This is a genomic window from Pseudomonas sp. B21-017 (assembly GCF_024749245.1).
Taxonomy (GTDB): Bacteria; Pseudomonadota; Gammaproteobacteria; order Pseudomonadales; family Pseudomonadaceae; genus Aquipseudomonas.
Genome location: NZ_CP087194.1, coordinates 2,148,993 through 2,161,405, shown reverse-complemented (window position 1 = coordinate 2,161,405; position 12,413 = coordinate 2,148,993). Strand labels below are relative to the sequence as shown.

General features: G+C 60.9%; 11 protein-coding genes. 6 read left to right on the top strand and 5 right to left on the bottom strand.

Annotated features, from left to right (window positions below; genetic code table 11):
* Nucleotides 1-60: 60 nt before the first annotated feature.
* Nucleotides 61-603: an Hsp20/alpha crystallin family protein gene (locus LOY28_RS09725; protein WP_018928189.1), complete on the top strand. Its 543-nt coding sequence runs from the start codon at nt 61-63 to the stop codon at nt 601-603.
* A 97-nt stretch (nt 604-700) separates the two neighbouring features.
* On the opposite strand, the gene polX is transcribed toward LOY28_RS09725, so the two are convergent.
* On the bottom strand, nt 701-2,485 hold the full coding sequence (gene polX, locus LOY28_RS09720; protein WP_258613500.1) for a DNA polymerase/3'-5' exonuclease PolX: 1,785 nt from the start codon (nt 2,483-2,485) through the stop codon (nt 701-703).
* Nucleotides 2,486-2,776: 291 nt separating this feature from the next.
* Between polX and LOY28_RS09715 the strand changes: the two genes are divergently transcribed.
* Nucleotides 2,777-4,144 carry an erythromycin esterase family protein gene (locus LOY28_RS09715; protein ID WP_258613496.1) on the top strand — a complete coding sequence of 456 codons (1,368 nt, stop codon included), beginning with the start codon at nt 2,777-2,779 and terminating at the stop codon, nt 4,142-4,144.
* A gap of 34 nt (nt 4,145-4,178) precedes the next feature.
* On the opposite strand, the gene LOY28_RS09710 is transcribed toward LOY28_RS09715, so the two are convergent.
* Together LOY28_RS09710 and LOY28_RS09705 are read right to left on the bottom strand one after the other, a co-directional pair.
* Complete coding sequence (locus LOY28_RS09710) at nt 4,179-4,829, bottom strand: dienelactone hydrolase family protein (RefSeq protein WP_258613494.1); 651 nt, start codon at nt 4,827-4,829, stop codon at nt 4,179-4,181.
* Entirely contained in the window at nt 4,822-5,526 is a 705-nt protein-coding gene (locus LOY28_RS09705; RefSeq protein ID WP_032834042.1) for a phosphoribosyltransferase, read from the bottom strand. The genes LOY28_RS09710 and LOY28_RS09705 overlap by 8 nt, the downstream gene beginning before the upstream one ends.
* Nucleotides 5,527-5,815: 289 nt before the next feature.
* Between LOY28_RS09705 and LOY28_RS09700 the strand changes: the two genes are divergently transcribed.
* Nucleotides 5,816-6,382, top strand: coding sequence for a phosphoribosyltransferase family protein (locus LOY28_RS09700; protein WP_258613492.1), 567 nt, complete (start codon nt 5,816-5,818; stop codon nt 6,380-6,382).
* A 35-nt stretch (nt 6,383-6,417) separates the two neighbouring features.
* On the opposite strand, the gene LOY28_RS09695 is transcribed toward LOY28_RS09700, so the two are convergent.
* Together LOY28_RS09695 and LOY28_RS09690 are read right to left on the bottom strand one after the other, a co-directional pair.
* Nucleotides 6,418-7,005 carry a Spy/CpxP family protein refolding chaperone gene (locus LOY28_RS09695; protein WP_258613491.1) on the bottom strand — a complete coding sequence of 196 codons (588 nt, stop codon included), beginning with the start codon at nt 7,003-7,005 and terminating at the stop codon, nt 6,418-6,420.
* 157 nt (nt 7,006-7,162) lie between these two features.
* Nucleotides 7,163-7,723, bottom strand: coding sequence for a nitroreductase (locus tag LOY28_RS09690; protein WP_258613490.1), 561 nt, complete (start codon nt 7,721-7,723; stop codon nt 7,163-7,165).
* Between the two features lie 221 nt (nt 7,724-7,944).
* On the opposite strand from LOY28_RS09690, the gene LOY28_RS09685 reads away from it, so the two are divergent.
* From LOY28_RS09685 to LOY28_RS09675, 3 genes are read left to right on the top strand one after another with little or no spacing between them, the layout of a single operon-like run.
* Nucleotides 7,945-8,802: a polysaccharide deacetylase family protein gene (locus tag LOY28_RS09685; protein ID WP_086945362.1), complete on the top strand. Its 858-nt coding sequence runs from the start codon at nt 7,945-7,947 to the stop codon at nt 8,800-8,802.
* Nucleotides 8,799-10,070 (top strand): putative glycoside hydrolase, encoded by a 1,272-nt coding sequence (locus LOY28_RS09680; protein WP_258613488.1) that lies wholly within the window; start codon nt 8,799-8,801, stop codon nt 10,068-10,070. The genes LOY28_RS09685 and LOY28_RS09680 overlap by 4 nt, the downstream gene beginning before the upstream one ends.
* Nucleotides 10,022-12,400, top strand: coding sequence for an exo-beta-N-acetylmuramidase NamZ domain-containing protein (locus tag LOY28_RS09675; RefSeq protein WP_258613487.1), 2,379 nt, complete (start codon nt 10,022-10,024; stop codon nt 12,398-12,400). Before LOY28_RS09680 ends, LOY28_RS09675 begins: the two co-directional genes overlap by 49 nt.
* Nucleotides 12,401-12,413: the final 13 nt, after the last annotated feature.

Sequence of the window (12,413 nt, the reverse complement as noted above, 5' to 3'; positions counted from 1 at the left end):
TCGTGGTGGGCCAAAACCAATGCTCGCGGCTCACCTTATTCGCCAAGAGGAGAAAAGAAAATGAGCAACTCCGTGAAGAAAGTACCCGTTCATACCGAAGCGAAAACCGCTCTGCGCCCAAAGACAGCTGAACTGATGCGCCCCTTCGAAAAGCTTCGGCAACAGGTCGACCATCTGTTCGAAGACTTCAGTCTTGGCTCGGGGTTGTCGCTGTTCAACCGTGGACTGTTCGATGTCGCCCCCCTGTGGGACCGGGAGTTGATCGGTCAGAGCATGCCTGCGGTAGACATCGTCGAGAAAGATAAAAGCTTCGAAATCACTGCCGAGCTTCCCGGCATGGATCAGAAGGACATCGAGATCAAACTGTCCAATGGCAGCCTGATCATCAAAGGGGAAAAGCAAGAAGCGAAGGAAGAAAAAAAGAAAGGCTACTATCTCAGCGAACGTAGCTATGGCTCCTTCGAACGGATGTTCAACCTGCCCAAAGAGGTGGATGCCGATAAGATCGAAGCCAGTTACAGCAAAGGCGTACTGAGCATCTCGCTGCCGAAAAAGCCTGAAGCCCTGAAGGCTGACAAGGTCGTGCAGATCAAAGGCAACTGAGTCCCGGGCAGACCTGCCCCTTGTCGGGAAACCGACAAGGGGTTTTTTATGGGTACCAGACAACCTCGCCCTTCATCTCCTGAACGTTGTGGGGCTCTTATCGACCAACCAATGCCTTGAGCTCGGTCAGCGAGCGGGTATTGATCACGTTGTGTTTTTCCAGCCAGCCACGGCGTGCCTGAGCGACGCCATAACGCAAGTTGGCGAAATCAGCAGTGCGGTGTGCATCCGAATTGACGCTGATCAGCACACCTTCATCCTTGGCGTACTGGCACTGCAGGTCGAACAGATCCATGCGTTGCGGTTGCGCGTTGAGTTCCAGGCAGCAACCACGCTGAGCGGCAGCCTTGATGATTGCCGGCAGGTCCAGGTTCAGCGGGTCGCGTTCGTTGATCAGGCGACACAAGGGGTGGGCCAGGATGGTGAAGTAGCGATGGTCCATGGCCCTGAGAAGGCGTTGGGTCTGTTGACGCAGCGTCAGGCCGAAATGACTGTGGACGGCGCCCACCACCAGATCCAGACGTCCCAGGATATCGTCGGGTAGGTCCAGGTGGCCGTCTTCGAGAATGTCCACCTCGATACCCTTGAGCAACGTCATGCCCTGCAAGCGGCTGTTAAGCGCATCGATTTGGTCGATTTGCTTCAACAATTGCTCGACTCCCAGCCCATGGGCCACCCTGAGGGACTGTGAATGGTCGGTGATCGCCAGGTATTCCAGCCCGGCCTCCCGGGCCGCCTGCGCCATCTCTTCCAGGCTGTTGCCTCCATCCGAAGCGCGGGTATGCGCATGAAGGTCGCCTTTGAGGTCGGTCAACTCAATCAGCCCAGGCAAATGGCCGGCCAATGCCGCAGCGACTTCGCCACGGTCTTCGCGCAGTTCCGGCGTGATCCACGGCAAGCCCAATGCCTGATAGACCGAAACCTCGGTGGTGCTGGCCAGGCGATTTTTGGCCCGGAACACGCCATATTCATTGAGCTTGAGCCCCAGCTTCTGAGCCCTCTGACGAATCGCGATGTTATGAGCCTTGCTACCGGTGAAATACACCAGTGCAGCGCCATACACCGCCGGCTCGACGACACGCACATCCACTTGCATGCCTGAGTTCAGCATGACGCTTGCACGCGTGTGCCCCTTGACCAGTACGGTGGAAATGTCCGGATGGCTGATGAACTGCGTGGTGACATCCACCGAAGGCGCTGCCGCCACCAGAATATCGATGTCGCCGACGGTGTCGCGCATGCGTCGCAGGCTTCCGGCAGTGGTTGCTTGCTCGACTCCCGGCATCTGCTGCAGGTATTCGGTCAGTCTGCGCGCCATCGGCTCAACCAAAGCCAGCGGCAAACGGCGATCCTTTCCGATCCCCTTCTGCGCGGCACTCAACAGCCGCGCTTCCATCCGCTCACCGAAGCCGGGCAAATGGCGAATGCGACCCTGTTGAGCGGCCAGACAGAGCTGCTGCGCAGTTTCGATACCCAGGTCGTGATAAAGGTTTTTGACGCGCCTGGGTCCCAACCCGGCAATGGAAAGCAGCCCGACCAGCCCGGGTGGCAATGTCGAACGCAAGCGTTGGCGTAGCGAGCAATCACCGGTGGTCACGATTTCATTGATCTTGCCGGCAAGATCAACCCCGATCCCGGTCAGTTTGGGTAGCGGCTCGCCACGAGCGAGGGTTTTCACCACGTCAAAGGTCAGCGCCCTCAGGGTCCGTGCTGCATTGCGGTAAGCCCGGATCCGGAAGGGATTGGCGTCCTCGATGTCCAGCAGGTCAGCGATTTCATCAAAAACCGCAGCGATATGATCGTTGTCGACCACCTGACCGCCGCTGGTCGGGGGCGGCAAGGCCGACGAAGGTGCCTGGAAAGGCGCGACAGCGTGCTTCATGGCATGACTCCCATCGCACAGGCTTCATGAAATCAGCATTACCGATCCAGCCTTCCCGGCATTGATATAGGTCAGACAGCAACCGAACACTCATCGGCCACTTCGTGCACCGACTATTGATAAAACTCAAATGCTCGACTGCATTCAGGCGTAGGAATGATTGAAGAGGCGGTACAGGCCCGCGACGTCGAATGGATCGAAAACAACCCCGTGCGAGCCCTGCCCTGACAGTCGACGTGATGCCGCGCCGCATCGCACGTCGGGCAATCCACCCTTATGGGGATGACGTTCATGAACACACCTTCCCAAAACATGCTGAACCAGCTGTATGGCACGCATACCCACATTGACGAAGCCTCCATCGTCCCGCTCTTGCGCCAATACGCCGAACCCCTGCCGGAACTGAATTCACCGGCCTTTGGCGAAATGTTCGACCGCTTCGCCGATGCGCGCGTGGTGATGATCGGTGAAGCCAGCCATGGCACCAGTGACTTCTATCGGACCCGGGCGGCGATTACCCAACGGCTGATCGAGCAACACGGATTCAATATCGTGGCCGTTGAAGCAGACTGGCCGGACGCGGGCCATGTAGACCGTTATGTCAGAGGGTTGGCGCGCTCGGCGTGGACGCGGCACATTTTCAGCCGGTTCCCGACCTGGATGTGGCGCAACACCGATGTGAGAGCGTTCACCCATTGGCTGCATCAATACAACCACCAACACGCACCTGAACAGCGCGTCGAGTTTCGCGGTCTGGACGTTTACAGTTTGCGCAATTCCATCCATGAGGTGCTGAGCTATCTGGACCGTGTCGACCCGCAACTGGCACACGAAGCACGGCGTCGCTATGGCTGTTTGACCCCGTGGCAGGATGATCCTGCGCTGTACGGCCACTTCGTCGAACGCGACGGCATAATGCCCTGCGAGCATGCGGTGGTCGAACAGCTCAATGCCATGCTGGCCGAGCAACTGGCCGGGGATATCAAGGACGATGAAGCGTTCTTCGATGCGACCCAGAACGCCCGGGTCATCCTGGCGGCGGAACAATATTACCGAGCGATTTATCGAGGTTCGACGGCCTCCTGGAACCTGCGTGACAGGCACATGTTCGACACGTTACGTGTGTTGCTCGAACACCGCGGTCCGCAAGCCAAGGCCGTGGTGTGGGCGCACAACTCCCATATCGGCAATGCGGCCGCGACGGAGATGGGCTGGAAAGGTCAGTTCAATATCGGTCAACTGTGCCGCAATGCCTACGGGCGCGATGTGGTGCTGATCGGCATGAGCACCGACCGTGGCCAGGTGGCCGCGGCCGACGACTGGGATTGCGAGATGCTCATCAAGGACATCCGGCCGTCCCGGCCAGACAGTTGGGAGCGCAAGTTCCTCGACGCCGGCGTCCCGGCTTCATTGACCGACTGGCGGGATCCACAGCGAAAAGAGCTGCGCCGGGCCCTGTCCAAACCGCTGCTGGAACGGGCCATCGGTGTGATCTATCGACCCGCGAGCGAACGCTTCAGCCATTACTTCGAGTCAGTGTTGACCGAACAATTCGACGCCATGGTCTGGATTGAACAGACGCAACCGGTAACCGCGTTGCCCCTGCCAAAAAGCCAGGCGCTGGAACCGGAAGACGAAACCTTTCCATTCGGCATATGACAGGCATCGGACGGTGGTCGTCTGCGTGGGATGACTACCGTCGCAAATACTGCTCGAACCAGTCGCCGGCCAGTCTGGCGACTTCTTCGAGGGTTCCTGCTTCCTCAAAAAGATGTGTCGCGCCAGCCACCACTTCCAGGCGCTGCTCGCACTGCAGGGCGCGACTGCTTTGCACATTGAGGTTGAGCACCACCGGATCCCGCTCGCCGACAATCTGCAAGGTCGGCGCCTTCACGCGGGACAGCGCCTCACCCGCCAGATCGGTCCGCCCTCCCCGGCTCACCACCGCATGCACCACGTCCGCCCGCTCGGCCGCTGCCAACAGTGCCGCCGCAGCACCGGTGCTTGCGCCGAACAATCCGATCGGTAGCGGTTGCAGTTCGGCGTCCTGACCAATCCAGTCGATCACCTTCACCAGTCGGTTGGACAGCAGCGCAATATTGAAACGCAATTCCCGGGTCTGGTTGTCCAGGTATTGCTCTGGCTCCGTGAGCAGATCGAACAGCAACGTGCCCAACCCCCGCTCAGCCAGCGACAGCGCAACCTGTTGATTACGCGGGCTTGAACGACCACTGCCGCTGCCATGAACGAACACCACCAGGCCGCCAGCGTGCACCGGCAGACGCAAGTCGGCAGACAGCGCCACGTTCCCCAGGTCCAGCTTTCGATAGCGAAGCTCAAACATCGGAGTTCTCCTGACCGGAAGCACTCGTGCCGGATTCTCTGCGCCAGGCCCGATGCAAAAGATCGATGACTTCTTCGTCCGAGGTCTGGGAAAAATTCAAATACCAATTGCCGATCGACATCAGCCACTCGGGGGTGAGCGGGCAGATCACCTCATCGACTTCGCTAAACAGCGCCTCTACCGTCTCCGGTGGCGCCACCGGCACGGCGACGACAATCCGCGACGGTGCTTGCAGGCGCGCCGCCTGGACCGCCGCCATCATCGAGGCCCCGGTCGCCAGGCCATCGTCGACCAGAATCACCACCTGATCCTTGAGCGCCAAGGGGGCTCGCGAGCCCCGGTACAGGCGCTCACGACGCAACAGCTCCTGGGTTTCCCGTGCCACCACGTTATCGAGCGTGCGCTGATCGATACGGTTCGCCCGCAGCGTATCGTCATTGACGATCTGGATACCGCCACTGGCAATCGCGCCCATGGCGAACTCCTGATGGAATGGCACCCCGAGCTTGCGGACCAGCATCAGGTCCAGGCGAACCTCCAGGGCCGTGGCAATTTCATAGGCCACCGGCACGCCGCCACGGGGCAAGGCGAGAACGATGACATCGGGTCGATGAGCGTATTTGAGCAGCGGCTCCACCAGCCTTCGACCGGCATCAACCCGGTCACGCAGGAGGGTTTGCGTTGAGGGACTATAAATCACTTGAAAACCTCCCCAGGCGAGCACACCTGTCGGTTCGTATCACACAGCCTTGACCTCTCCACGTCCTTGCGGGATCAAGCATCAGTTTTTATTAAAAATCCTCCGCTGGAGTCTCCTTGTCGTTGATTTTTATCAAGCTCGCGCGCAAGGCCAACCCTGTCCGCGCAAGGGACCGGGCATTTCATTTCGCCGTTGTTGATCAATATCAATCAGGCTGGGGCGCAATGGATTACGTTGCCAATAGTGGACAGCGCCGCCCCGCAGCGGCGCGCTATGGGAGATTGCCATGCCGACCTTACTTGCGAGCCCGCGATTGCGCTTGTACGACAGCGATGAACTCGATTCGGTGTTGCAGGCAATGGCGCGCCAGGCCGCGGCGCTGTTGCCGCCCACTCAAACGGCACTGATTGGCATCCAGCGCCGCGGCGAACCTCTGGCGCAACGTTTACAACAGCATCTGTCACATCAGACCGGCCAGCCAGGACTGCCGCTCTACCCCTTGAAGGTCAAGCGCTATGCCGATGACCTCAAAGTGCTGCATGCCCACACCGAACTGACCGAAAATCCGCAGCTGGGCAAGCTGGACCTTGCCAGCACCACCCTGCTCGTTGTCGACGATGTGCTGTTTGAAGGCCATTCGCTCCTGCGTACCTGCGCGTATCTGGCGCAACTCGGTGCTCGTCGGGTCTACACGGCCGTATTGGTCGACCGGCACGTCTGCCAGCAGCCGATCCATGCCGATATCGTCGGCGTGCATCTGCAAGTGGCCGCCACTGACATCGTCGAATGCAACGTGCCCCCTTACGAAAGGGAGTTTTGTATTGAAGTCTGGCGGCATGGCGCCGCGCGATGACGGCGCAACATGCGTAATCGAACAGTGAGTAGCGCTTACTGTTTGCTTTTTTCGTCCTGGTCGCCTTCCATCATTCGTGGTCTGACCATGTGCATCGGCATCTGCCAACGGTCATTGCCGTAGAGCCGGTGATGCACCACCGTCCAGAACAGGTCGAAAATGGTTTTCTGCTCAGCATCCAATACCTCGTAGAAAGTTTTGGTGCGCACCAGCGCAGCATCCATGCGCTCCAGATGCGCCTCCATCCACTTGGTTTGCGTGCGCAAACGCTCTATCTCTCTGGCCATTCTTTCGGGGGTCGTTTCATCCGTCGACGCCCTCTTCGTGCTCGCGCTTTCATCACGTTCGGCCTTGGCCTTTTCCTGATGCTGATTGGCGTCCGCCATGACCCCCGTGGCCCATGTGTCCCAGGCAGCCATTTGCTCCGGCTTGAGATTGAGCTTGCCCTTGAGATCGTCCAGGGTTTGTTGCGTGTATTTGACCCAGTCGAAATCCTGAAAACGATGATACATACCACCTTGCGCAGCAGACGTCGGCGGGTTGGCGAAGACGCTGGTAGAGGGAACCAGCAACATGCTTGCCGCCATTAACATGCATTGGCCGATCAGGCTTGATCTGTTCATTTCAGTTCATCTCGATACCGTGGGTTGATTCGAGAATAGGAGTCGGCCTGGGGGTGTATCTGATCCACATCAGAAAACAGGCAGACCGCCGGGCAAGTGGATAAACGGTCGAGCTGCCCCGTAAGAAGAGCGGCCAACAATCGTTATCCAGGTGCTGTCACCCAATCCAGCGGATCACGGGTTCATTCCGGGGCACGGGCGCGGGGGCAGATTTCGGGTGACCCACGATGATCGGTGCCACTGGCGTCCACTCGGTGGGAAGGCCAAGTGCATGCTTTCCTTGCGCAGTACCGAGAAACCCCTGGGCAAAACCGATCCAGCAACTCCCCAGCCCTTCAGCGTACGCCGCGAGCATCAGGTTCTCGGCAGCCAGTGCGCAGTCTTCGACAACCCACTGACCCGGCGCGGTTCCCGAAATCAGGATGAGTACCGGCGCGTGGTAGAAGATTTGATAGTGTTCATCATCGAGCAATGTATGGAAGTGCTCGGGCTGGGCCTCGGCGGGTATTGTCGCCAACAGGTGAGCCTTCGCTTCGCGCGAGACCCGATCCAGCAGGCTCTGGTCGCGTATGACGGTAAATGTCCACGGTTGTTGGTTCATCGCGCTGGGCGCCTGCGCAGCGGCACTGATCAAACGACGAATGATGTCTTCATCAACCGCTTCTGTTGTGTACTCCCGTGTCGAGCGACGGCCCAAGATCGCCTTATTGATGTTCATGGGGGGCATACCTCAAAAGAGTGTCATATCCTTTATAAAGTCATCCGCCCACGAGGGCTTGCTGTTGATCTAAATCAAATCAAGGCACAACCGGCCTCCCGTTTTGTCTGACGACTCGCCCCCCTCGGAGCGGACCACATTGCGCGAAATTGATCTGCACCAGATAGACGATGAACGCTCAATACACACTGCAAGCGTCTGGCTCGCGCAGGAGCGCTGACATGTGCGGGAAAATCATGGCGTGTATCGGTGGGAGTGTCGCGTTCCGGCTGCTGATCCGCATCATGCTGACAAGCGTCTGCGCACTGGCCTGGAGCACGGGCGGCGCCGCACAGAGCACCGCACAGAACGTCGAACCACGCGTCACGATCCTCGTTTACCACCGTTTCTCGGACACGGCGGACGACTCGATGACCGTGCGCATGAGCACCTTCGAAACCCAGTTGCGCGTCCTGCGCGAGCACGGTTATCACATCGTGTCGCTGCGCGAGGTGGTCGACTGGCTGCGCAATCCCGATGCGACGTTAGCGTCGAAGCCGGTGGCGATCACCGTCGACGACGGGCATCGTTCGGTCTTCGACAAACTGCTGCCCGTCATCCAGCGCGAGCGTTTTCCGGTGACCCTGTTTATCTATCCATCGGCCATCTCCAACGCGTCCTATGCGCTGACCTGGGAGCAGTTGCGAACCCTGAAACAGACCGGGCTCTTCGACATCCAGTCGCATACGTACTGGCATCCCAATTTCAACGTCGAGCGCAGGCACCGCACGCCGGCGGATTTCCAGCAATTCGTCCGAACCCAACTGCAAAAATCACGTCAACGCATCGAGTCGCAAACCGGTGCGCAGCAGGTCGACATGCTCGCGTGGCCGTTCGGTATCTATGACGACGAGTTGATCGCACTCGCCTCCGAAGAGGGTTACGCAGTGGCCTTCACACTAGACGCGCGCAAGGCTGACCGGCACGCGCGACTGCTCGCCCTGCCGCGCTTTCTGATGAGTGATGCCTACGGCGCACACGCGTTCGCGCAGTTGCTCGGTGAACCGGACACTCAGCCAACAACAGGGAACCCGCGATGACCGTTATCCGCGCATTGAGGCGCTATGCGATCCCGGCGCTATTCGTCGTCACGGCCCTGCTGACCGGGCGAAGCGCACTGGCTGTCACCGGTGTCGTGCTCGACTCGAGCACGCAGAAACCGCTTGCCGACGCGATCATCACGACCTCTGCCGGCGTGATGCGTACCGACGAAAACGGGCGGTTCGAGACGGCCGAGGCGGTCGAGAGTGTCGCCGCCCGCGCCCCAGGGTATTTGCGCACCGAGGCCAAAGTGAGCGACGAAACGCCCGTGACGCTCGCACTGACCCCGTTTCGCCCCAAAGCGGTCTATCTGTCGGTGTTCGGCGTGACCAGTTCGACCCTGCGCAACAACGCTGTCAGCCTTGCTGAAAACACCGAGATCAATGCATTGGTGATCGACGTCAAGGGTGACCGTGGCCTGACGCCCTATCGCAGTGCGGCGCGCGAGGCGATCGGCGCAACGGCCCACTTGACCACACGGGCACCTCAGATGCGCGACTTGCCGGCATTGCTTGCCAAGCTGCGCGCGCAACACCCGTACCTGATCGCGCGCATCGTGGTGTTCAAGGACGATCCATTGGCCAGTGCGCATCCAGAGTGGAGCGTGCACACCGCTGACGGCCAGCCGTGGCGGGATCTCGAAAAACTGCAATGGATGGATCCGTTTTCGCACGAGGTCTGGCAGCACAATCTCGATGTCGCCGAGGAGGCCGCGCAGATGGGTTTCGACGAGATCCAGTTCGACTATGTGCGCTTTCCCGACAAGAGCGGGCTGCGCTTTGCCCTCCCCAACAACCGCGCCAACCGGACCGCGGCGATCATCGGCTTTCTGCAGGCCGCACGCGCACGACTCGCCCCCTACAATGTATTTGTCTCCGCGGACATCTTCGGCTACGTCTGCTGGAACCTCGACGATACGGCGATCGGCCAGCAAATCGAACTGCTGGGCGCGGAGCTCGACTACATTTCGCCAATGCTGTACCCGTCCGGTTTCACATGGGGGCTGCCGGGCTTTACCAACCCGACAGCCGACCCCGGCCAGATTGTCAGGCGTACCCTGGCGGAGGCGATGAAGCGCACCCACCTGCCGGGCGTGCGCTTTCGTCCCTGGTTGCAGGCCTTTCGTGACTATGCCTTCGATCGTCGCCCGTTTGACGCGGCCGCGATCAGTGCTCAGGTTCACGCCGCCGACGCAGCCGGCACCGATGGATGGATGTTATGGAACCCACGCAATCACTACGAGGCCGCCGATTTGCCACAGCGCTGAAGCGCTGGGCGATGCTGCTTGGCCTGGCGATGGCGGCGCACATTGCATGCGCCGCCGATCTCGATGCGACGACGCGCCTGCAAGCCGCACAGATCGTCGAGGGCCAGATCGCCGCCGGACGCGTTCCGGGAGCTGTTGTCCTGATCGGTGACGCCACAAAGGTGTTCTATCGTCAGGCCTTTGGACAACGCACGACGACGCCCCCCCGCGAGCCGATGACGCTGGACACCGAGTTCGATCTGGCATCGCTGACCAAAGTCATCGCGACGACCACGGCCATCCTGCAACTGGCCGAAACGGGCCGCATCAACCTGGACGCCCCCGTTGCCCGGTATTGGCCGGCCTTTGGGGCGCAGGACAAAGAGGCAGTGAAGGTGCGTGACCTGCTTGCACACACGTCCGGGCTGCGCCCAGATTTGCCTGGGCGGCCACCCGGTGCGGGCCGCAAAGGTGTGTTGAGCGCCATCGCGGCGCAACGGCTGCGCAACGCGCCGGGTGCCCAAGTCATCTACAGTGACCTGAATTTCGTGGTGCTCGGCGAGCTGGTCGAACGCATCACCCACAGCTCGCTCGACGCCTATTGCCAGGCTCACATCTTCGGGCCGCTGGGCATGCGCGACACGGTTTTTCTGCCGGATACCCTGCGAACGATACGTAGCGCACCGACACTCGCCACCAAGGCCGGCACGCTCCGGGGGCACGTACACGATCCGACGGCGCAATGGATGGGCGGTGTCTCCGGCAACGCCGGGCTGTTTTCCACGGCGGACGACCTTGCGCGTTTCGCGCAGATGGTGCTGAACCAGGGGCGCGCAGGCAGCCGGCAGATTCTGCGGCCGGCGAGCATCGCCGCCCTCGCGAGCGCCGTTTCACCGCTCGACAGCGTGCCGTGGCGCGGCCTCGGCTGGGAACTGGCCGCACCGTTCGTATCGAACCATGATCGTCTACCGCCGATTGGCGTCATCGGCCATACCGGATACACCGGCACGGGGCTGTGGATTGATCTGGTGACCCGCCAATTCATCGTCATCCTGAGCAACCGGGTGTATCCCGATGACAGCGGTGACGCGCGCCCGCTTCGTGCGCAATTGCTCGCATTGATGGCCAGTCGCGGGGCGCCTGCAAGCGGCGCGCAAATCGGCCGGTTGTTGCCCTCAGCGTTGCCGGCGCTGCGTGCCGCCGATCGCCTGCCCACCTCGACGGGCCCGGTGCAGACAGGCATTGACGTGCTTGAGGCACAGCAGTTTGCCCCGCTCGCCGGCCTGCGCGTGGGCCTGATCACCAATCGCAGCGGATTCGACGCCAAAGGCCGACGCACCGTCGACGTCCTCGCCCACGCGCCAGGTGTCAGGCTGGCGGCATTGTTCTCACCGGAGCATGGGCTGAACATCGACGTGGACGAACGAGTCGGCGACACCCGCGACCCGGCGACGGGCCTCACCGTGCACAGTCTCTACGGCGCAACGCAGCGCTTCCCGGCCGGTGCGCTCAAAGGGCTGGATGCGCTGATCTTCGATATTCAGGACGCCGGCGTGCGCTTCTTCACCTATGAGACGACACTCGGCTACGCACTCGAAGCCGCCGCGGCGCAAGGCATTGCGCTGTTCGTGCTGGACCGGCCCGACCCACTCGGCGCACAACGTTTCGGCGGCCCGGTGATGGACAGTCGCCGTGAATCGTTTACCGGCTATTTCCCTGCACCGCTGCAGCCCGGCATGACCGTCGGCGAGCTGGCGCGTCTATTCAATCGCAACAAGCACATTGGTGCGGATCTGCGCGTTGTGCCGATGCTGGGATACCAGCGCGCGATGACCTTTGCCGACACCGGGTTGGGATGGGTGCCGCTCTCACCGAACCTGCGCACGCTCTCCCAGCTGGACCTGTACCCGGATATCGGTTTACTCGAAGGCGCAAATCTGAGTGTGGGGCGTGGCACGCCGCATCCGTTCGAGTGGGTCGGCGCGCCGTGGATCGACGCGACCCGGCTCGCAAACGCACTGAATGCGTTTGACGTCGGCGCGCATTTCGAGCCGGTCGACTTCGTCCCCACCGAATCAAACTGGCACGGTCGGCTCTGTCATGGTGTGAGCATCACCCGCCTCTCAACGCCTGCGCAACGCCCTGTAGCCAGCCTGGGGCTGACCCTGCTCGCCACCTTGCACACGCTCTATCCCCACATACTCGACCTGGCGGCGACCCGTGATTCAATCGGCTCGCAAAGCGTGTGGCAGGCGATTCGCGATGGCGCGACACCTGACGCGGCGCAAGCGCTCGACGCGGTGCCACTTGCGCGCTTCGCGCGGCTACGGCAGGAGAACTTGCTGTATTGACCCGCCCGGCAGC